Source organism: Aminiphilus circumscriptus DSM 16581 (genome assembly GCF_000526375.1).
GTDB lineage: Bacteria > Synergistota > Synergistia > Synergistales > Aminiphilaceae > Aminiphilus > Aminiphilus circumscriptus.
Genome location: NZ_JAFY01000007.1, coordinates 508,669 through 533,450, shown reverse-complemented (window position 1 = coordinate 533,450; position 24,782 = coordinate 508,669). Strand labels below are relative to the sequence as shown.

Below are 24,782 nucleotides of genomic sequence, written 5' to 3'. Positions count from 1 at the left end.
TGCCTTCGTGGGCCAGGTTCCGGGCCGCCCTCCAGGTGGCCTTGTTCCTTCTCCGTTCAGTCCCGGAACCGTGGCGAAAGTTTCTAGCCGTCCGCTCCCGAGCCATCCCCGCGCCTGTCCCGGAGCGCCAGCGCGCCGGCGGGACAGAAATCCCGACAGAAACCGCAGCCGATGCAGGATGCGGCATGGATGGCCGCCTTGCTTCCGTCGAAGTAAAGCGCTCCCGACACGCACCGGAAAAGGCAGGCCCGACAGGCCACGCAGCGCTCCCGGTCCACCGCCATGACCGGAACGCCCTCGATCCGTTTCCGCTCCTTCAGGCGGCGCCCGTAAAGCCCGCGGATCTCCTCCACCGAGGCATACCCGTGCTCGTCGAGCCACGTGTCGATCTCCATCGCGATTTTTCCGTACACGCCGTGCCCCTGTCGGATCGCCGCAGAGCACACCTGTACCAGCGAAGCTCCGGCAAGGAGAAATTTCACTGCGTCTACACCCCGCTCGATCCCTCCCACGCCGATGACGGGTTTGTCCTGCACGGTGGCGAGGCGATAAACGAAATTTAGGGCGAGAGGAAGAATGGGCGGCCCCGACAGCCACCCCTGCCCGCAGGAGGAACCGAGGAGAGGTGAGACACTCTCCACATCCATGTCGAGGGCGGGGCCCAAGGAGTTGATCGCCACAAAGGCATCCACCACGGGCGAAGCCGCCTTGGCAAGGGTCTCCAGGTCCGGCACGGAGGGAGAGAGCTTCATCCAAATGGGGACCTTCGTGCTCCGTCGAAGCGCCTTTGCGACGTCGAGCAGGGGATCAAGCTCCTTTCCCACATAGTGGATGGAGAACTCCACCGCATCGGGGGCCACCTCGCGCTCGAGCAGCTCGCCGAGAAAGGCCACTTCCTCCGGGGAGTACCCCACGGAGGCAATGAGAGGAAGCCCCGCCTCCTTCGCCTTTTTCAGCTCGGGAAGCATCTCCAGGGGAGACACCTCCGCCCAGGTCTCGCAGTTGAGCAAACCGAGACCACTCCGTCTGATGGAGGGACGCGGATCCGATGCGGCGCGCACCGAAACGGTCTTCGCCACGATGCCCCCCGCACCGCCTCCCGCAGCGGCGAGCATCTGCTCCCCCGTGCGCACGTTGGGTCCCGCCGCAGGAAGCACGGGATTACGGAAGTGGAGACCGTTCACGCACTGTGCCAGATTCGCCATGAGCATTCCTCCTTCATACGATAGCCTTGCCCCGGGGAGTGACTCTTTTCCAGCACGTTCCTCATGCCGCGAATGCCGCATATCGGACGCATGCCCCGTCCGGGGAAATCCCTTGCCTCAGGCGTGGCGGGAAAAACGTTCTTCCAGCGCTCTCGCGGCGGCCATCGCCTCCGGCAGGAGCGCCTCTTCGTCCAGAATCGTCACCCGTCCGTCCCGGAAGAGGATTCGCCCGTCTCCGACGGTGAGAAAGGCCCGTCCGTTCCTGGCTCCGTAGATAAGATGCCCCGGCAGGTTCGCTTCCGTCACGGGCGTCAGGGGAAGGTACTCAGGTACGGTCAGATCCGCTCGCCTACCCGGTTCGAGCCCCCCCGAATCGGGAAAGAAGCGCCTCAGGACATCGCGGCTCTCCGCGAAAAAAATCCGTCCCAGTTCTCGGAAATCCTCCCGGGAACCTTCTCCGAGGAGGCAGGCGGAACGGAGGGTCTGAATCATGTCACAGCTCATACCATCCGTACCAAGAACATAGCGGGAAAGCTTCTTGCGGTTGAAGCGTCCCACCCCGTTGTTCGCGTTGGACTCGGGATTCCAGATCACCACGGGCTGGTTACATTCCAGGTGGGCCAAATCCACGTCGGAAACATGCACCAAATGAGCCAACAGCGATCGTGCATCCAGAAGGCCAAAACGATGGAGCCGATCCACCGGACCAGCGTACCCCAAGTCGCGACAGAAGCGCAGGTCCATCTCATCCTCGCCGCAATGGATGTGAATAGGCATATCCTCCGGCTTGACCTGCCGGACCCAGGCGAGGGTTTCCTCGCTGAGAGTGAAATTGGCGTGCAGGCCGAAGGCTCCCCGAACTAGGGGATCGTCCCGGTGCCGTCGCCAGAAATCGAGGTTCTCCTCCGCGTGCTCCCGCGTCCCGGGAGCACCAGCGTGCGCCGCGCCCGTTCCGTAGGGCTTTCTCGCGTTTACCCGGTCGGACATTTCGTAGCAGATGAGCCCTTTCATACCCAGCGAACGGAAAGCGTCGGCGAGAATGTCCAGGCTTCCCCGGACACAGCTCATGGAAGCGGAATGATCGAAGACGGTGGTCACACCGTGACGAAGGGCATCACACAGTCCCAGCAGCGCCGACAGGCGGAGCGTCGGCGCGTCCAAGACATCGTCGAGAGGCCACCAGAGGCGCTCCAGGATAGCGGCAAAATCCGGCGTGGCACCAAGCGGGGCCAATCCCACGGCGAAAAAGGAATAGAGGTGATGATGAGGATTGACGAATCCAGGCAGGATAAGCCGCCCTCCCACGTCGCAGAACTCCTCCCCCTCCAGAAGCCGGGAGCGGATGGAGGCGACATCCCCCACCTCGACGATCCTTCCATCCCGAACAAGCACCGCCCCCCGGTCGAGAAAGAGACCGCATCCATCGGCGACCACTCCATTTCCGATGGCAAATCCCCGGACAGACACAACCGACCTCTCGTCTTCGGCGGAAAACGTCGCCGTGCTCATGCTTCCTCTTCCTCCGCCCCGGGAGACATTTTCCCACCACACTTCTTTGGAGCCTTCGCCCGAAGGGCCTGCAACACTTTTTCCGGCGTGAAAGGAAGATCGAAAAGACGCACTCCCGTTGCATCGTAGATGGCGTTCGCGATGGCCGGAGCGGGACCGTTGATGCCGATCTCCGAGACGGACTTGGCACCGAAGGGCCCCGTCTCCTCGTGGGAGGAGACGACAATGGTGCGAAGGCGCGGCACATCCCCGAGGGTGGGGATCTTGTAGTCCCAGAAGGAGGGGTTCCGCATCCTTCCCGTCTCGTCGAAGCGATACTCCTCCCAAAGGGCGTAGGCGATGCCATTGAGAGTCGCTCCCTCCACCTGCCCCTCCACAAGACGGGGATGGATGGGCTGCCCGCAGTCCACTGCGGAGACGAAGTCGAGCACAACCACCTTTCCCGTCTCCAGGTCCACCTCCACCTCCGCGAACTGGGCCATGAAGGGCGGAGGCGATTCGCTCCCCACGTAGGAGGCCTGAGCCTGGATCTGGAACTGGTCGTGGCCGTAGAGGGTCTTCACCGCCACGTCCCCGAAGGCGACACGTTTGTCCGTCTGCAGATCACGGACAGAGCCGTTTTCGAGGCAGAGGTCCTCCTTCTGTGCGCCCAGCATGTCCGCCGCCACGGCCAAAATCTGGGCCGCGCAGCTCTCGGCGCACTTCGCCACAGCGTTTCCGGAGACGTAGGTCGTGGACGACGCGTAGGCCCCCACATCGAAGGGAGTCACGTCCGTGTCGCCCGAGAGGACCAGGATCTTCTCCACGGGAAGTCCGAGGACCTCCGCGGCGATCTGGGCGAGGATGGTGTCCGCACCCGTGCCGATGTCCGCCGCGCCGACGAGGAGATTGAACGAGCCGTCCTCGTTCATCTTCATGGACGCCGCCGCCATGTCGATGCCTGGAATACCCGATCCCTGCATGGACACCGCCGCGCCGACTCCGCGAACTCTTCCTGGCGCGGGCGAAAGACGTTTTCCCCGCTTTTCCCTCCATCCGATGGCCTCAGCGCCCCGATCGATGCACTCGTCGAGCTTGCAGGAGTGGATGATCTGGTCCACGCCCTCCTTGCCTTCTCCAAGGGCCCGGAAGACCGGGGAGGTCTCCCCCTCCTGGATGTGCCATCGCTTTACGTAGTCTAGGAAATCCTGGCCGACCCGCCGCGCGAGAATATCCACGTGCTGGTTGAGTCCGAAAAAGGCCTGGGTCGCCCCGTACCCGCGATAAGCACCACCCACGGGAAGCGTGGTGTACACTGACCGGCCCAGGAAATGCAGGTTCGGAATCTTGTTGAACAAGGGAAGGCTCTTGCCTCCCGCCACGGAAACCACCGTGAGGGCGTGGGAACCGTAGGCACCTGCGTTCATGAGCGCGTCCATGGAAAGGGCCGTGATGGTGCCGTCCCGCATTATCCCCGTCTTGAGGCGGATCCGCATGGCGTGGCGCGTTCGGGTGGAGAGGAAAACCTCCTTTCTGGAGCAGACATAGGTGGCGGGCCGACCCGTCCGCCAGGTCACCATTGCCACGAGGGGCTCAACGAGAACTTCCTGCTTGCTGCCGAAACCGCCGCCGAGACGAGGCTTCACCACTCGGACCATGCCGGTGGGAATGCCAAGGAGTCGCGCCGTGGTTCGCCGGGCGTGAAAGGGAACCTGAGTGGAGGAAATGATGACGAGCCGTCCTCGCTCGTCCAGATAGGCCAAGGCACAGTGCGGCTCAAGGGCGCAATGGGCGGTGATGTGGGTGTGATAGACCTGTTCCTCCACGAAATCCGCCTCGGCGAAACCCTTTTCCAAGTCCCCAATGGTGAAGGAGATCTCCCCCGCCAGATTCCGAGCCGCGTCGTAGGTGACGGGGAGCGGGGCGTAGGCCTCGTCGCCGTGGAGCCTGGGGGCATCTTCCTCCATAGCCCGCTCGGGATCGAAGAGCGGCTCCAGGGGAACATAATCGACGACGATTTTCCCGAGGGCAGCCAGGGCCGCCTCCTTCGTCTCCGCGGCGACGAGGGCCACCCGGTCGCCAACGAAACGGACCTTGCGGTCGAAAAGGAGCGTGTCGTACGGCGAGGGTTCGGGATAGCCCTGCCCCGCCGTGGTGTGGAGAACTCCGGGAACGTTGCCGTGATGGAGGATCTCCACCACGCCGGGAACCTTTTCGGCCTCGCTCGTGTCGATCCGAATGATGTCCGCGTGGGGATGCGGAGAGAGCAGCACCGCCACGGAGAGCGCGTCGGAGGCGGGGAAATCCCCGGTGAAACGCTCGGTTCCGACAGCGAGCGCCAGGGCGTCGATCTTTGCCACATTCCTTCCCACCACAGTGAAGGCGCGCTCCGACGCCGCGCTCATGCGCCACACCTCCCTCCGCCGCAAGCGCCGCTGCAGTTATCTCCAGCTCTGCGCCGCTCCGACGCGAGACGCACCGCCTCGGCGATCTTCACGTAGCCCGTGCACCGGCACAGGTTGCCATCAAGCCCAGCAGCAATCTCCTCCTCCGTCGGTTCCGAATGCTCCTCCAGCAGGGCATGAGTCGCCAGGACCATTCCGGGCGTACAGAAACCGCACTGCACCGCCCCCGCGTCCACGAAGGACTGTTGCACCGCCGAGGGAGCGCGCAGATCCCCGAGTCCGAGGGATGTGGTGATCTCCCGCTCCATGGCCGTCGCGGCGAAGACCTGACAGGAATCCACGAGCACACCTTCCAGAAGGACGACGCAGCAGCCGCAATGTCCCTCTCGACAGCCCTCCTTGACCTCCGTGACGCCGTTCTTCCGAAGAACGTCAAGGAGGGTCGCCCCGGCTTCGAAGGTCCACAAGGCCTCTTTGCCGTTCACACGAAAACGCCCTTGCATGTTCTCCCCCCTCCCGTCAGCGGTCTTTGCCGTTCCCGAGAAGCGAATTCAGACCGCGCTCCACCCACACACCCGCGATTTCCCGAAGATAGGTCGCACTGCCGTGGGGTCTCTCGGAAAAGCCCGCCTCGAATCGGCGCCCCAAACCTCCGGGAAGTTCCGTCCCCAGGGGAAAGCCCCGAAAAGTCTCCTCGATCTCGGTCATCCGGAGAAACCGATTCCTGCATCCCACGAGCACCGCCCGCAGCTCCTTCACACACTCCTCCTCCACGAGGGCGAGGAACGTGAGCGTGAAGGCGGGATAGTCAAAACGAACCCGGACCTCCCGGTGGTACCAGAAGCGCCAGAACCGGTCGGAAAAAGAGCACCCCGTGACGAGGGTTCCCCTGTGCAGGTCCGGAGTGGACACGTAGTCCTCCAAGGGCACGGTCCTTGCCACCCGTCCCCGGAGATGGACAGAACTTCCCAGGGCAAGGAGGGGGCCCATCAGGTCGGACCAGAGGGGAAAGGAGGCGATGCTGCCGCCGACGGTGATCCGGTTGCGGAGCGGCGTCGCCGCCGCGACGCCGAGGGCGTGGCTGAGCGCGGGAGCGGCGCCGCACGCTCTCAAGGCGCGAGCCGCCTCGGAAAAGGTCGTCGTCGCACCGAGGAAGAACGTGTCTCCCTCCCTGCGCAGGCCCGAGAGACCGGTTCGGGACAGATCCACCATCCCGCGGATGCGGGAAAGATCGCCACGGCAGAGCATGGTTCCTCCACCGTGGGGAACCACACCCTCCTCTTGCACACATCGTGCCGCTTCTTCAACGTCTTCGGGGAAAAACCATTCCACGGCGTCGCCTCCCTTCTTCGATGTTCCGCGCCTTCCGTCTTCTAACCCCGCCCGCCCATAGTGAGGGCCATGACGGCCTTCGCTGTGTGCAGCCGATTCTCCGCCTCGTCGAAGACCACCGAGTTCGGCCCGTCGATGACCGCGTCCTCCACTTCGTTGCCGCGGTCCGCCGGCAGAGCGTGCATGTAGAGGCACTCCGGAGAGGCGAGGTGCATCTTCTCCCGGGTGCACTTCCAGGCACGGTTCGCCTCCAGGGCGGAATCGACCACGTCGGTGCTCTCGTTCGTCACCCAGCTCCCCCAGTTCTTGGGAAACACCACGTCCGCGTCGCGATAGGCCTCGTCCTGGTCGTGAATGACCCGGAAAGTGCCGCCGGTCTGTTCCGCGTTCTTACGGGCCTCCTCGAGGACCCAGTCGGGCAGCTCCCACCCCTTGGGATGAGCCAGCGTCACGTCCATGCCGTACCGAGGGAAGAGGAGCGCCTGGCTCAGAGGAACGGAGATCGGCTTCTTGTGGCTCGTCGCGAAGGCCCAGATGATGGAGACCTTGAGGCGGCGCAGATCCTTTCCCCGCTTTTCCCGCATGGTCATGAGGTCCGCGATGGCCTGGAGGGGGTGATACAGGTCGTCCTGCATGTTGATGATGGGCACCCGGGACCACTGGGCCATCTCGCGCAGGTAGGCATTGCCTGTCTTCCAGAAGCAGTTCCGGCAGGCGATGGCGTGTCCGAACCGGGAGAGGATGATCGCCGTGTCCTTGGGCGTCTCCCCGTGGGAGATCTGCATGGTGCTCGTGTCGAGATAGTGGGCATGCCCGCCCAGTTGGGTGATTCCCGCCTCCATGGAATTGCGGGTTCTCGTGGACTGTTCGAAGAACATGAGGAACACCGTCTGATAGGGAAGGAGCGGCGTGGGAACGCCCATGGCGAAGGAACGCTTCAGCTCGCAGGAGACGTCCAGAATCGTGTCGATCTCCTCCCTGGTCCACTCGCGGAGGGTAATGAAATGTTTTCCCCGAAACAAGGTCTGCATGCTCTTTTCCTTCCTTTCTTCGCTGGAGATAAGACATGCCTCATACGGCACATCGGCGCGAAACACGGCGTTCTTCGCCGGAATCGGGCTCGACACCGTCCCCCTTCGACCGTCGTCCAATCTTTATCCGCTGCAACGTTCCACGTACAGGGTGGGAATCAGGGCGTACATGGCTGCGGCCTTCACGAGTTCGCTCTTCCAGGTCCGCTCGTTCGGGGCGTGGGCTTGGTCCTCGTGTCCGGGACCGAAGCCAACGCAGGGAATCCCGAAGCGTCCCATGATGGCGACGCCGTTGGTGGAGAAGGTCCACTTGTCCACCACTGGCTCTTCCCCGGTGAGGTGTCGATAGGCCTCGACGAGGGTCCGGGTCACCGCGTGATCCTCGTCGATGAGCCAGGTTGGGAAATAGGCCTCGGAGGGATAGACGAGCCCGCGGTAAGAAGGAGCGGCGTAGTCGTACATACTCACCGTGGCACCCGCGGCTTTCACCGCCGGCAGGTTCCGGATCTCCCGCAGAGCGGACTCCGCCGTCTCGCCCCCGGTAAGGCGTCGATCGATGGAGATGCTGCAGCCATCCGCCACAGCGCACCGGGAGGGGGAGGAAAAAAATATCTCCGAGACGGTGAGGCTCCCCTTGCCAAGGAATTCATGATCCCGAAGGTTTTCGTGAAGCGCCCGGAGTTCGAGCAGGATGGGCGCCATCTTGTAGATGGCATTGTCTCCGCGCTCCGGCGCGGAACCGTGGCAGGAGAGACCCGACACGGACACCCGGATCTCCATCCGTCCCCGCTGGCCGCGGTGGATCTTGCAGGAGGTGGGCTCCGTGGAGACCACGAACTCGGGGCGGATGCCATCCTCCTGGACGATGTACTGCCAGCAGAGGCCGTCGCAGTCCTCCTCCTGCACCGTTCCCGTCACGAGGAGTGAATAGTCCCCCTCAAGCCCCAGTTCCTTGATGATCTTCGCTCCGTAGACCATGGAGGCCATGCCGCCCTTCTGGTCCGACGCACCTCGTCCGCCGATGCACTGTTCATCCTCGTATCCCTCGTAGGGATCGAAGGTCCAGAGTTCCCGGTTGCCCACCCCCACCGTGTCGATGTGGGCATCCATGGCGATGAGGTGTCTTCCGCTTCCCACCGTGCCAAGAATGTTCCCCATGGGATCGATTTCCACCTGGTCGAAGCCGACCCTCTCCATCTCCTGCCAGATTCTCTGGATCACCCGTTCCTCGTTGCCGCTCTCGCTCGGAATCGCCACCATGTCCCGCAGAAAGCGGGTTATGTCCGGCAGGCAAGCTTCCGCCAGCCGCCGTACTTCTTCGGCTCCGACACGCATCCGTCTCGACTCCCCTTTCCGTCGTTCCCGAACGGAAACAATTCCCCACGCCCCTTCCCATTTCGCCGGAGCGTTCACTCCACTTCCTTTTCCGCAGCACGTATTGCGTCGAGATAGCGTTCTGCCATCCGTCGTCCCTCCTCGCCGGACGATTCGGCGAGAAACGCCAGGGCGGAGGCACGGCCGATCCGGCGGAACGCTTCCGTCGCCTCTGGAGAGAGCACGTCAATCCGCATCCCCGCCTCTTCAAGAAGGGCACGCTCCTTTCCGGAGGCCTCGAGAATTCGATTGAGCCCTCGTCCCGCGACGATAGCCACCCGGGCCGCCTCATCCACCACACGCCGTTCCTCCGGAGTGAGAGACCGGTAGAAATCGTCGTTCATGACCCAGAAATAGACGCTGTACAGGTGGTTCGAGAGCGTCAGATAGCGCTGTACCGTCTGGAGCCCTCCGGCGAGCAGGATGGGAACGGGGTTGTGTTGCCCGTCCACGACTCCCGTCTCAAGAGCAGTGCGCACCTCGGACCAAGGCATGACCACAGGAACGGCTCCAAAGGCTCGCATGAAATTTTCCTGTGAAGGAACCGCCATAACCCGCATACGGAGCCCCTCCATGTCCTCCGGGGAGAGGATTGGGCGCTTGTTGTTGGAAATCTGGAAGAATCCGCCGGCCTCTCCGAAGCCGAGCACGCGAAATCCGGATTTCTCCAGGATGTCCTGCCGGAGCAGTTCGCCGAAGGGACCGTCGTAGACCCTCCACGCCACGGAAAAATCCCGGATCGCGAAGGGAATGTCCAGAACGCCCACCAGCGGGTAGAAGGGGGCCATTCCTCCGGCGGAGGCGATGTAGCTCTGCAATACCCCCGCCCGCACCTGTTCCATGCACTCCCGCTCGTTTCCAGGCTCTCCCTCGGGGAGGAGCGCCACCTGAAGACTTCCGCCGCTGCCCGCCTCCACCATACTCTTGAAGACCTGGGCCATCGCGGCAGTGGCCACCTCGAAAGGGCGCTGGGGATTGAGGTGGGCAAGCCGGATCTCTCTGGCGGAGGCATCCCGGCACAGGAGAACCACACAGAGAAGAAGCACACGGAGCGTGGTGCGGCGCACGAAAACCACGATCCTATCCCCGCAGGGTGAGCAGCCTGGCATCTATGTCGGCGACCTTCGCCTGGTGGGCTTCCCACCAGGCGGGGGATCTCTGGGCATCCAGTTCGGCCACGGTCTTTCCCTGCTGTTCCACCCAGGTGTAGTACTTCAGGTTGAACCAGCGTTCCCGGTTCAACCGGGTTCCTTCCTGCACCCAGTCCGTGCGCTGCCCCAGGAAAAGTGTCTCGTGCCGCAGCTTCGCCTCTTCCCGGGTCATTCCGCCGAAGCGCTCGTCCAGTTGCCGCATCACCGAATGGTACCGGTCAATCGCGTCGGTGCAGACCGTGACGAGCATGTCATTCTTGGAAAAACCGTAGAATTTTGCCGCCTTGATAGCACCCAGGACATTGCACACGCCGGAAATGCCAAAAATGGAGGCCATGAGGCGGATGTTCTCCTCGGAGATTCCATTCTCGCGGAGCCAAGCCATCCCCACAGGGTCCGTCAGGAGTTGCAATCCCTTCTTGCACTCCATGTCGTCCACGCAAACCAGGAGGTCCATGTTGAGGACGTTGTGGATCCACGTGACGTGTTTGTCGCCGATTCCCTGGATGTCATGGTCGCCGTAGCCATTGGAATACAGGGTCGGGCACCGGGTGGGCTCGAGCCCGACAATCCGGCAGGAGGGGAAAAGCTGCTTTAGTCGGTCCCCCGCGGCGATGGTCCCCGCGGATCCCATGGAGGAGACGAAGGCGGCGCAGCGCCCATTTCCGACACCCTGCGCGCCCAGATCCCGAACCACCTCCGCGGCGGTGTTTCCCGTGACGAAGTAGTGCCAGCGGTAGTTGGCCATGACCTCGAACTGGTTGAGAATCACCGTGTTCGGCTCTCGCCGTAATTCGTGACACTTGTCAAAGATTTCCTTCACGCTCGACTCACATCCCGGCGTCTTGATGTACCGGGCCCCATAGCTCGCGATCCGGTCGAAGCGCTCCTGGCTCATGAGTTCCGGGAGGATGACCAGGGCATCGTAGCCCATGCGGGCACCTACCCAGGCGCCACCGATGCCGTAGTTCCCCGTGGAGGGATAGACCAGCGTGTCCCTACCGGGCGCGATCTTTCCTTCGAGCTGATGTTCCAGGGTCACCGAATAGGTGGCCCCCACCTTGTGCGATCCCGTGGGGAAATCCTTGCTGTAGAGCACCACCACGGGAGCGTCGATGCCGGTGAGTTCCTTTGGTAGAACCATGGAATAGGGACGGCAGTTCTCGTCCTTCCAGGTGATGTTGAAAAGGTTCACCGGATCGAGGGGATCCGTTTTCGCCGCCTCGACAGCCCGCTTCCGGACTGCGGCGGGCATCTTCTCGGGATGGAGCATTTCCTCGAAGGTGGGACCCCAGACAAGCGCGCGTTCGTTTGCAGCCACGTTTCTCTCCTCCTCTTCCGTCCTCAGCGAGCGATGTTTCCCAGTTTCCGCAGCAGATCCTCCGGGTCCGGCTCCACCAGGATGGGTTCCGGCACGGCCTTGCGGGCGCTGTCTACATCCTTCAGGCCGTTTCCGGTGACGACGATGACCACCCGTTCGTCCCTGCCGATCTTTCCCGCCAGGGCCATCTTGCGGAATCCCGCGAAGGCGGTCACCCCCGCGGGCTCTCCGAAGACCCCTGCGGTCCGGGCGAGTTCCGTCATGGCCGAGAGAATCTCCCCGTCAGTAACTCGAACCATGTCGCCCCGGCTCTCCCGGACCGCACGCAGCGCCTTCGCCCAGTTTCGCGGAGCCCCCACGGCGATGCTATCCGCCAGGGTGTCTCCGGAACGGAAGGTCACGCGCTCCGCTCCTGCGTCGAAGGCCTCCGCGACGGGAGCACACCCCTCGGCCTGGACGCCCACGAGACGCGGCAGCGTGTCGATGAGCCCCAGGTCCACAAGATCCCGGAAGGCCTTGTACAAACCGCTGATGCAGCAGCCGTCACCGACGGAGATGAAGATCCGGTGGGGCATCCGCCAGGCGAGTTGCTCGGCGATTTCGAGCCCGCAGGTCTTCTTCCCCTCCACCAGGTAGGGATTGATGGCACAGTTGCGGTTGTACCAGCCGAATCTTTCAATCGCCCAGGTGGCCAGGTCGAAGGCCACCGCGTAATTTCCCCGGACCAGGACCACCGTGGCGCCATAGACGAGGAGTTGCGCCACCTTTGCTGCGGGCGCCCTCTCGGGGACGAAGATGTAACAGGGAAGATCCGCCACGGCGGAAAAACCCGCGAGGGAACTCGCTGCGTTTCCCGTGGAGGCGCAGGCGATGGCCTTCTGTTCGAAATCCAGGGCCTTTGCGACGCCCACGGCACTGGCACGGTCTTTCAGGGACGCCGTGGGGTTGCGTCCCTCGTCCTTCACGTGCACCTCCGCCACGCCGTAGGTTTCCGCCAGTTTCGCCGACGCATAGAGGGGCGTCCATCCCACCTGGAGAGGTGGAATGGAGGTCCGCGCCGCCACGGGAAGAAGGGACTCGTAGCGCCACAGATCCCGCCGTCCCGACGCCTCGAAGGTCTCGCCGGTCACGCGTCCCCGAAGTGCGGACATGTCGTAGCACACGTCCAGCGTTCCGTCGAGACCACAACGGGGGCAGGTATAGACGCGAGCCTCCACCTTCGGAGAGGCGCCGCAGAGAACGCACCGAAGCATGTATCGTTCCGCCATGGCTTCTCGTCTCCTTCGCTTTTCGTACCCCGGCCGGCCCGGGGAAATGCTGCTATTCCTCAGGAAATATCAGGAAATCACACCTCTTTACAATACACGTTCGCCTCCGCCTTGGGAAGTGCGACAGCGAAGAAAATCCGCAGGGAAGTGCGGGAATAAAGAAACGGCCCCCGGACGAGATGTCCGGAGGCCGCAGACAAACATGGCTACAGCGGAGAGAATTCCTCGCGGAGCAGTTCCCGGAACGAATCCGGGGAGAGGCTCCCCAAGTCCCCCTTTGTCCGCTCCCGAACGGAGAGAGAACGAGTCTCCACTTCCCGGTCCCCGAGAACAATCATGTAGGGGACCTTCTGTAACTGGGCATCGCGGATCTTCTTGCCCAGCTTCTCGTCCCGGAGGTCCTTCTCGACCCGCACGTTCCAACCACGCAGCATGGTCTCCACCTCACGGGCGTAGGGAAGATGGGCGTCCTTCACCGGAAGCAGCTTCACCTGCACCGGAGCGAGCCAATAGGGAAAGGCCCCTGCGAAGTGCTCGATGAGAATGCCGAAGAAGCGCTCCAGGCTTCCGAAGACCGTCCGGTGCAGCATGACGGGACGGTGTTGTGCCCCGTCGGAGCCCACGTAGGTGATGTCGAATTTCTCGGGCATCTGGAAATCGAGCTGAATCGTTCCGCACTGCCAGGTCCTGCCGATGCAGTCCTCCAGGTGGAAGTCGATCTTCGGACCGTAGAAGGCACCGTCGCCGGGGTTGATCTTGAAGGAAACGCCCCCTTCTTCCAGCGCCTCCTGGAGAGCCTGCTCCGCCTTTTCCCACATGACGGGATCGCCCATAGCCTTCTCGGGGCGCGTGGACAGCTCCACCCGGTACTTGAAACCGAACACGTCGTTATAGACATAGTGCATCAGGTCCATGATGCCCAGGATCTCGTCCTTGATCTGCTCGGGCGTGACGTAGAGATGGGCGTCGTCCTGGGTGAAGCAGCGGACCCGCATGAGCCCATGAAGTACACCGGAGCGCTCGTGGCGGTGTACCGTTCCGAGTTCGGCCATGCGGAGGGGCAGATCCCGGTAACTCCGGAGCTGGGACTTGTAGACCAGCATCCCCCCAGGACAATTCATGGGCTTCACGGCGAAGTCCCGATCGTCGATCTTGGTGAAGTACATGTTCTCCCGGTAGTGGTCCCAGTGCCCGGAGCGGATCCACAGGTCCCGGTCGAGAATGAGAGGGGTACGGATCTCGCAATAGCCCCGGCGCAGGTGCTCTTTTCTCCAGAAGTCCACGAGAGTGTTGATGATCACCATGCCCTTGGGGTGAAAAAAGGGGAAGCCCGGCCCTTCGGGCTGGATGCTGAAGAGATCAAGTTCCTTTCCGAGCTTCTGGTGTGCCCGCCGTTTCGCCTCCTCAATCCTCTTCAGATAGTCCTCCAGTGCCTGGGCGCTCGCGAAGGCCGTGCCGTACACCCGGGTCAGCATGGCATTCTTCTCGTCGCCCCTCCAGTATGCGCCCGCGACAGAGAGGAGCTTCACGTGTCGGAGCATCTTGGTGTTCGGCACGTGGGGACCCCGGCAAAGGTCGATGAATTCCCCCTGGCGGTAGCAGGAGATCTGCTCGTCCGGCAGATCCCGGATCAGTTCCTCCTTGTAACTCTCTCCCCGTTCCTTGAAAAGCGCGAGCGCCTCCTCCCGGGGAAGAAGGACACGTTCCACCGCGAGTCCCTCGTTCACGATGCGGGCCATTTCCTTTTCGATGCGGGGCAGATCCTCTTCGGTGAGCTGTCCCGCAATCTGCATGTCATAATAGAAACCGTCCTTGATGGCTGGACCGATTCCCAGCTTCGTGCCGGGAAAGAGGCGGCACACCGCTTGAGCCATGAGATGCGAGGCGGAATGGCGCAGGACGTCAAGCCCTTCTTCGCTCTCACCCGGAACCGGCTCGACCGTCATCCCCTCGGCGAGTGCGCTCGAGAGATCGACAAGCCGCTCCTCCACCTTTGCCGCCACGGCCCCCTTCAGCAGCCCTCGTTCCGACAGAAGCTGACCGGCCGTTCTTTGGGGCAGATCCTCCGACGGATGCTGCATGGTGCATTCAGACATGAGTCTCTCCTCCTCCGGTGCTGCGTTCCGCCCTACCCTGACGAAACCGCACCCTTCATTTCAGCGGCGGATCACTCTTCCGCTGCTCGAAGAATTGTAGCACAGAAAAGCGTCTCCCCTCGCGGGAGAAAGGCCCGGCCCGTCTTGCCTCGAAAACGACGCACCTCTCGAAGCCAGAGAGGACATCCGAGAACGGAAGCCCTCTTCCCACGGAAGCTCTGATGGCAGAGAGTTCTCCCGCCCTTGAGCCTGATCGTCTCTCGTTGTTGCGAGCTTGGCTCAGCGCTCTTCAGAGGTTCCCTACGCAGAAAGGGATCTTCCCAACGCCTCCGCCTTTTCAAGCCACTCGCTCCCCTGGATTGCTCCCTTCGCGTTCACTCCGGAAGCACAGATCTCCCCCAGGTGCATCATGCCCAGATACTCCGTACCCCTAGCGAAGGAGAAACGGAGTCCTTCGAAGCAGCCGGGGTCGTCGTCTCCCGCAGTGGCCAGAAGGATCGCCCCCTTCCCAGAAAGATTCCGGGGAGCACCGTCGGCCCCATAGGGGATCAGGCGATCCCACACGGGCTTGATCTGCGCGGACCAGCTCCACCAATAGAGAGGCGACACGAACACCACGATCTCGGCCTCGTCGAGGGCGAGATAGACGGACTGCATGTCGTCGTCGATCACGCAGGGACGGCCACTGCTCCAGCACCTACGGCAATCCACGCATCCTCCGAGGCGCAGGTCCGCGAGGCGGATCGTCAGCGCCTCTCCACCGGTTCCGCCGAATCCCCGCACCAGGGAATCCGCCAGCATTTCACTGTTTCCTCCGCGTCTCGGACTTCCGAGAAGAACCGTCATCTTTTTCATTCGCACATTTTCCCCCCATCGGAAGACTGTCGTTTTCGTTTCTTCATCGCCTCGTCCAGCGCTTCCATCAACGCCACGACGCAGGCCGTGTCGGGAGTTGCGACGCCCCGGGCGATGCCCCTGCGAAGAATCGCCCCGCTGATTGCCCCGTTCTCCGTGGGAGTTCCCCGCTCCACATCCTGCAGCATGGACGTCCGGTTCGTGCCCGTGCGCTCCAGCACCAGCAGCAGCGAGGACCATAGCTCCTCCTCGTCGAAAAACATCCCCTCAACCCGGGCCACCGCCACCCCCTCGACGAGAAGGCGACGCATCAGAGAGAGGGCGGAAGCGTTTCGGAACAGCTCTCCGTTGGAGCAGCGAAGCAGGGCGCTCACGGGGTTTCCCGCGGCGTTGAGGATTACCTTCTCCCAAACCGCTCGCCAGGGTTCACGGAGGAGTTCCACCACGAATCCTCCGGCGCGGAAGAGCGCGGCGATCCGGGAAAGATCCCTCGATGGCCTCAGGGGAGCCATGCGGGTCACTCCATCCCCGCCCCAGTGGACGACTCCCGGAGCGCTGCGCCGGGCCCCGCAGGTGGTGACGCCGAGGGCAACCCGCTCCTCACCGAGGACCTGCGCAAGGGCCTCTCCGTTGCCGAGGCCGTTCTGCAGCGACAGGACGATGCCGTCCCGGGTAAGACACCGCGCCACGAGAGGGGCCACTTCCCCGGTCTGGCCGCTCTTCACGAAGACCACCGCAAGAGGACTCTCGGCGAGCTCCCCCGGATCGTCGCTCAGGGGGAAGCGCACCCGGCACTCCTCCCCCCGGGCGTCCACGTAGAGGAGCCCCCGCTCCCGGCAGACATCGAAATGCTCTCCCCGCCGCTGGAGGGCCTGAACCCGCACCCCTGCAGCGGCCAGCGAGACAGCGAAACGCCCGCCCAGGGCACCGCAGCCGACGATGGTCACCGGTCCGAAGGCCTCGACCTCCTCTCGGCAGAGCACACCTTCGGAAACGGACTCTCCCCGCCCATTACGATCCTGATTCGGGCACATGGGAGAGCACCGTGTTGTCGATGAGCCTGGTATTTCCAATTCGGGCGGCAAGGGCGAGCACCACCGGGGCGTCCGCCGCCTCTACGGGTTCCAGGGTCACCGCGTCCCGCAACTCGGCGTACTCCACCGCCACGGCGGGATCCTCCAACAGAAAGGCTCGCACGTCTCCGAGCAGTCTGTCCGCCCGCCGTTCTCCCTGGTCGAAGAGAAACCGCGCCCTTTCGAGAGCCCGGCTCAGACGAAGGGCGGAACCGCGCTGCGTTTCCGAAAGGTAGACGTTGCGGCTGCTCATCGCGAGGCCGTCGGGCTCGCGGACAATAGGGCAGGAGACGATCTCCACGGGGACATCCAAGTCGCGCACCATGCGGCGGATCACCTGAACCTGCTGAAAATCCTTCTGGCCGAAGTACGCCCGATCCGGCTGAACGAGGTTGAAAAGTTTGAGCACCACCGTACAGACGCCCCGGAAATGCCCGGGGCGTGAAGCACCGCAGAGACCCCGACTCAGAGACGTCTCCTCGACCCAGGTAGAGGCGTCCTGTGCGTACATCTCCTCCGGCTCCGGAGCAAAGACCAAATCGGCGCCCTCCGCCTCCAGAAGACGGAGATCCCTGTCGAGGCTCCGAGGATACCTGGCGAGATCCTCCTGGGGACCGAACTGTGTGGGATTCACGAAAATGGAGACGACCGTGAAGGTGTTCTCTATCCTGCATCGCCGCACCAGGGAAAGATGCCCCTCGTGAAGATATCCCATGGTGGGAACAAGTCCCAGCGTTCCACCGCTCCGGAGGCGGCGGAGTTCCTCCCGCAAGACCGAACGTTCCGTTACACGTCGCATGCGCATCACCGTCCCTGCACGAACTCGGGAAACCGTGGAAAGGCTTCCGTTTCGCTACGGTATCATAAGGCGACCGCATTTTCCATAATGGCTTCTAAAACATACGGCATCAGCATCCATGGAAGTGTTGAGAGAGCCCATTGCCTTCGATGAAGACAACACGTAAACTCTTACTGCACTTCTCAGGCATTTTGCAGCACCGATACGATGGAGAAGGTGAAACGACATCCGCCGTCGAAAGAACTCCGACGTGAAAGGGATTTCCTCGTCGTGCGAAGGCATTTTTGCCGATTTCCGGGAAAGGCTCTCCAAAGAAACGGGGGTATGGCCATGAAGGCTCTTCGCATCCCGAATGTCTTCTCTCGCCTCTCTTCGTCTCGGGCCTCCCGATACGGAGTTCTCCTCTGCGTCCTCCTGGGGCTCCTGTGTACCGGCTGGATCGCCGTCTCCCAGAGAGAACGCTCTCATGCGCTTTTCCGGGAACGTTTCGAGCGGGACGCGGCACTCCGTGCCACCGCCGTCGCGGACAACCTCCGGGAACGGCTTCTCGAAATCAGCGCGCTGCAGCGCTTCTTCGAAGGATCCGACGTCGTCACCCCCGAGGAATTCAGCACGTTCACCACCCCAGTGCTGCACGACCGCAACGGTCTCCGGGGGTTCTTCTGGGCTCCTCTCGTGGTTTCTCCACTGCCGGACCGGCAGGAACGACGCACCATCCTTCCCGAACAGGACGTTCATTCCATTAAAATTCGCGATTGGGGTGAGGATGCCGCGGGCGCTCCGGACTCCGCCTCTTCTCGTGTGCTCACCTGCCCCGTTTTGTACCTCAAGGCCGAGCCCGAGCTTTCTCGCCTGCAGAACACGGATCTTCTCACGATTCCCACCGTGCAGGGAGCTCTGGAACGCGCCTGGGAAGGCGAACGCCTCGCCGTCTCGGGACGTTTTTCCTCCGAAGGGGACGCGCCGGAACAGTTCCTGGTTTTCGGCCTGGAACCGGTTTTTCGGAACCGTCGTCATGGAAACGACGACGCGGAAACGAGAGAACTTCTCGGCTTCGTGGGAGGAATTCTCGCGCCCTACGACGTGCTCGCGACGGTCATCACCGCGACGAAACCCATCGGCCTCTCCACCTGGGTTATTGATCTCTCCGCACCCTCGGAACAACAGACGCTCGCCTTTTGGAAACCGCGTCTGGAGGATTCTGGAAACGCCGTCGTACTGTCGGAAAACCTCCAAATACTCCGGGAGTTTCCCCTCGGCGACCGCCAATGGGCCGTGAAAATCCGCACCGAGGGGCACTACATGGCGGACAACCTGCCTCTCGGATATCTCTGGATTCCTCCCCTCGGCATGCTTCTCACCGTACTCTTCGGCTCCGTTCTCTTCCTCTCGCTTTCCCGAAAGGAACACGCCGAGTCCCTGGTGCTGCTCCGAACCGCTGCCCTCCGCACGGCGGAAGATCGCCTCCACATGGCTCTCGAAGGCGCGGACGTGGGAGTATGGGACTGGGATGCCGCATCGGGCAAGATCGACATAAGCTTCCGGGGATGTAGCACGTTGGACTACACACCGGAAGATCGTTCCTCGTCCTTTTCGGCGTGGCGCGCACTCCTCCACGACGAGGACGGGGCTCGCTTCGACGACACCCTGAACCGCTGCGTGGCAGGCGACACGGACTTCTTCGACATGGAATGCCGTATGCGTTCCCGGAGCGGTTCCTGGCAGTGGATGCTCTGGAAGGGTAAGGTGGTCGAGCGGAACGACCGTGGGAGAGCGCTGCGTTTTGCGGGCGTCCTCGTGGATGTCACGCCCCGCAAGCAGGCGGAACTTGCCCTCCGGGAAGCGATGGAACGCCTCGAATTCGTCCTCGACGCAGCCCAGATAGGTGTCTGGGAATGGGAACCCGAACAGGGAACATTCCATCCGGACAGCCGATGGACATCCATGCTCGGCTATCCTTCCTCCGAGACACCATCCACCACGGAAGATTTTCTCGCGCTCGTTCACGAGAAGGACCTCCCCCGCCTCCGTCACGCCCAGGAGATGCTCCTCGCGGCAGGAACGAATCGCATCGAGACGGAAGCGCGCCTCCGTGCAAAGGACGGTTCCTGGCGCTGGATGCTCAACCGGGGACGGGCAATTGACAATGGAGGAACGAAAGGCGGAAACATGCCCCGCCGCGTGGCGGGCATTCAGCTCGACATCACGGACAGGAAGGAGATGGAGGCGCGGCTGCAACATTCTCTGCGCGAAAAGGAGGTGCTTCTCCGGGAGGTCCATCACCGGGTGAAGAACAACCTCCAGATCATCTCCAGCCTCCTGTCCCTTCAACTCCAGGAGGTCCGTGATCCCTTCGCCCGGGAACATCTCACGGAGACACTCACGAGAATCCGCTCCATGGCCCTCATTCACGAGCATCTCTACAAACAGGAATCTTTCTCGACGATCCTCATGGCCGCGTACACGGCAGACCTAGTCCTCCACATCAGAAGTCTCTATGGCAAGGTCGGACACGAACTCCGCTTCGTCCTCGCCATTCCCGAGACGCTGCTCGTCGATCTGGACCAGGCGATCTGCTGCGGTCTCATCCTCACCGAATTGTTGACGAACGCAATCCGCCACGCCTTTCCTCCGGGACACGAGCGAAAACCCGAGGTGAAGATCACCCTGCGCGAGGAACGGGAGAACTTCCTCGTCCTCGAAGTCGCCGACAACGGAGTGGGTCTGTCGGAGACCGTTCTGACGGAAAAGGAGCAATCCCTCGGATTGCGTATCGTCCATGCCCTTGCCCGGCAGCTCGACGGAACGATAACCTTCCTGAATGCCGAAGGGTGCGTTGCCCGCCTGACCTTCGTACGCACCTCCAAAGGAAACTCCACAAAAAGCCCCCTGTAGCCGACAGACGGGAAAAGGGCCGGGACAGGGGGCGTGGTGTTCTTCGTCTTTTTTTCGATGGGTCGCAACGGAAAAGACTCTCCGCTACATAGCCGCCCTGTAAAGTTCCCGAATCGTTTCGACGCTCGCCTTTCTGGGATTGGTGCGCCCAATCTCCTCCTGCTCCGCCTGGCGTGCGAGTTCCCCGAGATCCTCGCTCTTCACCCCGAGACGCGCCAGCGACGCGGGAATACCCACGTCCTCCGCGAGCCGCCCCATGGCCTGGAGCGTCGTCTCCGCATTCTCCCCTGGAGAATGCCAGGAGCGCACGATGCCCAGATGTTCTCCCAGAAGGGAAAACTTCTCGAAGCAGGTCACGGCATTATAGCGTTCCACGTGAGGAAGGAGCAGGGCGTTGAGGACACCGTGAGGAAGATTGTACTTCGCTCCCAGGGGATGAGACATGGCGTGCACCAGCCCGAGCCCCGAGTTGTTGAACGCCGCTCCGGCGAGAAAGGCCGCGTGGGTCATCATCTCCCTCGCCTCGCGGTCGCCTCCATCCCGCACCGCCCGAGGGAGGAAGTCGAAGACGAGCCGTGCCGCCTTCAGAGAGAGCGCCTCCGTGAGAGGCGAGGCGTTGAGGGACACGAGGGATTCCACCGCGTGGGAGAGCGCATCCATACCCGTGGCGGCAGTCAAGCCAGGGGGCATGGAGAGCATCAGTTCCGGATCGTTGATGGACACGTCCGGGGTAAGGCGCCAGTCCGCCAGGGTCATCTTCACGTGGCGCTCCGTGTCGGTGATGACGGCGAAGCGGGTGATTTCGCTTCCGGTTCCCGCGGTGGTGTTGATGGCCACAAAGGGAGGCAGGGCGATCCGAAGCCGATTGGTACCCTCGTAGTCCCGGATGGCCCCTCCGTTGGTCACCACGGCACCGATGGCCTTGGTGCAATCCATGGCGCTTCCGCCCCCGATGGCCACCAGCGCATCGCACCTCTCGGCTCGGTAGAGCGCGGCTCCTTCCTCCACGAGCACGTCCGTCGGATTGGGCAAAACCTTCACGAAGGGCACCGAGGCGATTCCCTCCCTGCCTAGGTGTTCCGCCGCGAGGGCAGCGTGCTCCTCCCCGGGATGGGCCGCGGCGGCGGCGATGAGAACCCTGCTCCCGCCAAGCGTACGGATCCAGCTCCCCACCTTGGCGACGGCACCGAAATCGATGAGGTTCACCGCAGGAAGATAATAGCTTCCCGGCATGGTTCTTCCTCCTTTCTCGAAACACAGGACGACAAATATGCGGCTCTTCCGCCGTATTCTGGAATCTCTAAATAAGGCTGCGTCAGCCCCGCAGGGCGCCTCGCGGAGCCTGATGCGACCCGAGTCAAGGGAAAGCGAAAGGTCTTTATTCAGAGCTTCCTTCTCTTTCCATTACGCCTTCGCGCCCGATACGAGAAGTCTTCCAGAGCGGTTCCGAGGATGCAAGCAACGGAGGTTTCGTTTTTCCATCCTCCTGACGCCTCCTCAAAGACGCCCCGGTCGGGACCGACGACGACCCGGAGCACACCGAAGGCCAAAACGCTCTCCCGGCCAGGACAAGAATGCCGAAAATCGCCCAACTCCCCAGGAGGATTCGGAAAAAGGCCTCCCGTGTGACGAGGGAGGAAGAGCGCGTGTCGTTTCAAAACCGTGATGAGCCACAAACACTCCCTCCCGCAGGGGAGCGACGGAAAAGAAGAACACATGTTGTTTCAAAACCGTCCGAGAGGCGAGCGTTTGAAAAAATTTCTCGCGAAATCCGCATCCATGTGCCCCTGTTCAAGAAAATCCAGCGGATCCGGGAATTTTAAGCCGCATTGAAGAACCGTTCCGCCGACGGCGTCCGCTCGAAAAACCAGATTGTGCCCTTTCTTCACGGAACGCTTCCCCGTCCGCTCTTCCATGCACCCTTCCGGCAACCCGAAGAGGACCCGTCCCCGGAGGCAGGCGCCTTTTCAGTCCAACTCAATTCACCGCACCTGCCATCGCTTTTCCAGGAGCTGCAGCGCTCCTCCGGCGACGCTCGTGAGCAGGAGATAGATGCCCCCCACTAGCAGAAAGGTTTCGAAGGAGGCGTAGGTCACGCTCCGGACCTGCTGTCCCACCATGGTCAGCTCCGTAATAGCCAGGGTTGAGAGCAGGGAGGATTCCTTGATGAGAGTGACGAACTCATTTCCGAAGGCGGGGAGCATGTTCCGCACCGCCTGAGGCAGAATGATGCACCGCATGGTCTGCCCGTAGGAAAGGCCGAGGACCCGAGCGGCCTCCCAATGTCCCTTGGGAACGCCCTCGATCCCTCCCCGGACGATCTCTCCCACGTAGCCTCCGGAGTTGATGCCGATGCCGATGATCCCCGCCACGAAGGCGGGAAGGTTGACGCCGAGGGAGGGCAGGCCGAAATAGATGAGAAAGAGCTGAATCAGCAGGGGTGTTCCCCGTATAACATAGATGTAGGTCGCCGCCAAAGCTCTCAGGGGGAGGATCGGGACGACCCGGAGCGCTCCCACGAGGACGCCGATGACGACTCCCATGGAGAGTCCCAAGAGTGAGGCTTTCACGGTGACGAGCAAGCCCTGGACGAACATGTGCCCGTAGGGTACCAGAACCGAGAAGTCGAGAGTCATCGCCGCCCTCTTCCTTCCTCCGCCACGAGGGCGGTGCCGAAATGCGCGGACATGCGGTGAAGAAAGCTCTTCGTGCGCGGCATGCGGGGGTTCAGGAAGAGCGCTTCCGGAGTCCCCTCCTCGACGATGTTTCCATCGGCCATGAAGATAACCCGGTGGGAGACCTCCCGGGCGAAGAGCATTTCATGGGTGATGATCAGCATGGTCATCCCCGACGCGGCGAGATCGGTCATGACCTCGAGAACTTCCCCGACGAGTTCTGGGTCAAGGGCACTCGTGGGCTCGTCGAAGAGCATGATCCTGGGTTCCATCGCGAGGGCCCTGGCGATGGCCACCCGCTGCTGCTGCCCTCCCGAGAGTTGGGCCGGACGGGCACCGAGCTTGTCCCCGAGGCCAACCCGTTCCAGGAGCGCCGATCCTCTTTCCCGTGCTGCTTCGGGAGCGAGCCCGAGCACCCGGACGGGGGCGAGACAGACGTTCTCCAGGGCAGTGAGATGCGGCCAGAGGTTAAACTGCTGAAAGATCATCCCCACGAGATGCGCCATGGCCTTGTTCCGGAGACGCCCTCCATCCACGCGTTCTCCGTGGAGGCGGACCTCCCCCTGCTGTATCTCCTCCAGACAGCAGATGCAGCGGGCCAGCGTACTCTTTCCCGAGCCGCTGGGCCCGATGACGGACACCACTTCCTTCTCCTCGATGCGCAGATCGACTCCCTGAAGCACGGTCAGGGTACCGAAGGACTTGTGCAGTCCCTTCACCTCGACGGCGGCCACCATGAAACCATTCCTCCCCTTTGACAGAACAACGTCCACATCTTATTATGATGTGCCGAATCATGCCAGAGAGTGCATTTTTTTGCTTTTCGCGCAACTCTTGTATAGCAGGGCGTCTTCGTGTTTCCGTCTCGCGTTTCGATTTCCGCAAGGTACGACCATATCATTGAGGAGGGAAAAGAACATGAAAAAAAGTCTCGCAGTCGTATTGACCACGGCATTGGTGTTCCTCTTCGCTTTCGGCCCGGCGGCGGCGGCGATCCTCGAGAAGGAGACGATCCTCGTCGGAACGGAGAGCACCTATCCACCCTATGAATTCAGGGACAAGGACAACAATCTCCAGGGATTCGACATCGACCTCACTCATGCCCTCGCGGAGAAGCTCGGCAAAAAGGTGGAGTGGGTGGACATGCCCTTCGACAGTCTCATTCCCGCCCTCCTTTCGGGCAAGATCGACCTCATCGCCGCAGGCATGAGCGCCACGGAAGAGCGCGCCAAGCGGGTTGCCTTCACCACTCCCTACGAGATCTCCCTGAGCACCTTCATCGTCAAGGCCGGACGGGAGGACATCAAGAGCCTGGAGGATTTGAAGGGCAAAACCGTCGCCGCACAGCTGGGGACAGTTCAGGACACCTATGCCGGAACCATCGAGGGCGTCGAGGTGAAGCGTTTCCAAAAGTTCGACGACTGCGTCCGTGAAGTGGCCCTCGGTCGCGTGGACGCCACCCTTATGGACCGCCCCGTGGCGGTGAAGTTCGTCGATCAGAAGGATTTCGCGGGACAAGTGCAGCTCGCCTTCGACCAGGAGATCACCGGAACAGGGAAAGCTCTGGCGACGCGCCTCGACGAGACGGCATTCCTGGAGGGACTCAACAAGGCGCTGAAGGAGATGGACGACACGGGCAAGCTCCAGGAACTTCGGGACAAGTGGATGCAGTACTGACCCCGACATTTCGCTCTTGTTCTCCGACGGATCTTTTGGGCCTTCCGACGACAAGCCCCGGGTATTCGCCCGGGGCTTGTCGTCGTCTCGCCTCCATCCTCCTCCGCGACACCCGCAGGGATCACGCCTCAGCCGGA

At 62.3% G+C, this 24,782-nt stretch carries 19 protein-coding genes; 2 read left to right on the top strand and 17 right to left on the bottom strand.

Annotation, left to right across the window (positions count from 1 at the left end; all coding sequences use genetic code 11):
• Window positions 1–83 precede the first annotated feature (83 nt).
• The 14 genes from K349_RS0113315 to panC form a co-directional block, all read right to left on the bottom strand.
• On the bottom strand, window positions 84–1,205 hold the full coding sequence (locus K349_RS0113315; RefSeq protein ID WP_029166260.1) for a 4Fe-4S binding protein: 1,122 nt from the start codon (window positions 1,203–1,205) through the stop codon (window positions 84–86).
• A 117-nt stretch (window positions 1,206–1,322) separates the two neighbouring features.
• Window positions 1,323–2,714 carry an amidohydrolase family protein gene (locus tag K349_RS0113310; RefSeq protein ID WP_029166259.1) on the bottom strand — a complete coding sequence of 464 codons (1,392 nt, stop codon included), beginning with the start codon at window positions 2,712–2,714 and terminating at the stop codon, window positions 1,323–1,325.
• The gene (locus K349_RS0113305) at window positions 2,711–5,098 is read right to left on the bottom strand and encodes a xanthine dehydrogenase family protein molybdopterin-binding subunit (protein ID WP_029166258.1); all 2,388 of its coding nucleotides are present in this window, start codon (window positions 5,096–5,098) and stop codon (window positions 2,711–2,713) included. The genes K349_RS0113310 and K349_RS0113305 overlap by 4 nt, the downstream gene beginning before the upstream one ends.
• Complete coding sequence (locus K349_RS0113300; protein WP_029166257.1) at window positions 5,095–5,601, bottom strand: (2Fe-2S)-binding protein; 507 nt, start codon at window positions 5,599–5,601, stop codon at window positions 5,095–5,097. The genes K349_RS0113305 and K349_RS0113300 overlap by 4 nt, the downstream gene beginning before the upstream one ends.
• A 16-nt stretch (window positions 5,602–5,617) precedes the next feature.
• Window positions 5,618–6,430: an FAD binding domain-containing protein gene (locus K349_RS0113295; protein ID WP_029166256.1), complete on the bottom strand. Its 813-nt coding sequence runs from the start codon at window positions 6,428–6,430 to the stop codon at window positions 5,618–5,620.
• Window positions 6,431–6,471: 41 nt separating this feature from the next.
• A complete protein-coding gene (locus tag K349_RS0113290) occupies window positions 6,472–7,461 on the bottom strand; it encodes an ornithine carbamoyltransferase (protein WP_029166255.1) in 990 nt (329 codons plus the stop codon).
• A gap of 123 nt (window positions 7,462–7,584) precedes the next feature.
• Complete coding sequence (locus tag K349_RS0113285; RefSeq protein WP_029166254.1) at window positions 7,585–8,796, bottom strand: YgeY family selenium metabolism-linked hydrolase; 1,212 nt, start codon at window positions 8,794–8,796, stop codon at window positions 7,585–7,587.
• A gap of 74 nt (window positions 8,797–8,870) precedes the next feature.
• Window positions 8,871–9,911, bottom strand: coding sequence for a TRAP transporter substrate-binding protein (locus tag K349_RS0113280; RefSeq protein WP_245588058.1), 1,041 nt, complete (start codon window positions 9,909–9,911; stop codon window positions 8,871–8,873).
• A 4-nt stretch (window positions 9,912–9,915) separates the two neighbouring features.
• Window positions 9,916–11,307: a PLP-dependent cysteine synthase family protein gene (locus tag K349_RS0113275; RefSeq protein WP_029166252.1), complete on the bottom strand. Its 1,392-nt coding sequence runs from the start codon at window positions 11,305–11,307 to the stop codon at window positions 9,916–9,918.
• A 23-nt stretch (window positions 11,308–11,330) separates the two neighbouring features.
• Window positions 11,331–12,575 (bottom strand): threonine synthase, encoded by a 1,245-nt coding sequence (locus K349_RS0113270; protein ID WP_029166251.1) that lies wholly within the window; start codon window positions 12,573–12,575, stop codon window positions 11,331–11,333.
• Between the two features lie 206 nt (window positions 12,576–12,781).
• On the bottom strand, window positions 12,782–14,671 hold the full coding sequence (gene thrS, locus K349_RS0113265) for a threonine--tRNA ligase (protein WP_029166250.1): 1,890 nt from the start codon (window positions 14,669–14,671) through the stop codon (window positions 12,782–12,784).
• A 300-nt stretch (window positions 14,672–14,971) separates the two neighbouring features.
• Window positions 14,972–15,526, bottom strand: a complete 555-nt coding sequence (locus tag K349_RS0113260; protein WP_029166249.1) for a flavodoxin family protein — start codon at window positions 15,524–15,526, stop codon at window positions 14,972–14,974.
• A complete protein-coding gene (locus K349_RS17280; RefSeq protein ID WP_029166248.1) occupies window positions 15,523–16,509 on the bottom strand; it encodes a ketopantoate reductase family protein in 987 nt (328 codons plus the stop codon). Before K349_RS17280 ends, K349_RS0113260 begins: the two co-directional genes overlap by 4 nt.
• A 28-nt stretch (window positions 16,510–16,537) precedes the next feature.
• Complete coding sequence (gene panC / locus K349_RS0113250; protein WP_034266145.1) at window positions 16,538–17,398, bottom strand: pantoate--beta-alanine ligase; 861 nt, start codon at window positions 17,396–17,398, stop codon at window positions 16,538–16,540.
• Between the two features lie 330 nt (window positions 17,399–17,728).
• On the opposite strand from panC, the gene K349_RS0113245 reads away from it, so the two are divergent.
• Complete coding sequence (locus K349_RS0113245) at window positions 17,729–20,293, top strand: PAS domain-containing protein (protein ID WP_034265742.1); 2,565 nt, start codon at window positions 17,729–17,731, stop codon at window positions 20,291–20,293.
• A gap of 84 nt (window positions 20,294–20,377) precedes the next feature.
• On the opposite strand, the gene K349_RS0113240 is transcribed toward K349_RS0113245, so the two are convergent.
• From K349_RS0113240 to K349_RS0113220, 3 genes are all read right to left on the bottom strand, one after another.
• On the bottom strand, window positions 20,378–21,526 hold the full coding sequence (locus tag K349_RS0113240) for an iron-containing alcohol dehydrogenase (RefSeq protein ID WP_029166245.1): 1,149 nt from the start codon (window positions 21,524–21,526) through the stop codon (window positions 20,378–20,380).
• A 749-nt stretch (window positions 21,527–22,275) separates the two neighbouring features.
• Window positions 22,276–22,929 (bottom strand): amino acid ABC transporter permease, encoded by a 654-nt coding sequence (locus K349_RS0113225; RefSeq protein WP_029166242.1) that lies wholly within the window; start codon window positions 22,927–22,929, stop codon window positions 22,276–22,278.
• Window positions 22,926–23,705, bottom strand: a complete 780-nt coding sequence (locus K349_RS0113220; RefSeq protein WP_029166241.1) for an amino acid ABC transporter ATP-binding protein — start codon at window positions 23,703–23,705, stop codon at window positions 22,926–22,928. Before K349_RS0113220 ends, K349_RS0113225 begins: the two co-directional genes overlap by 4 nt.
• Window positions 23,706–23,886: 181 nt before the next feature.
• Between K349_RS0113220 and K349_RS0113215 the strand changes: the two genes are divergently transcribed.
• A complete protein-coding gene (locus K349_RS0113215) occupies window positions 23,887–24,645 on the top strand; it encodes a transporter substrate-binding domain-containing protein (protein WP_029166240.1) in 759 nt (252 codons plus the stop codon).
• The last annotated feature ends 137 nt before the right edge of the window (window positions 24,646–24,782 follow it).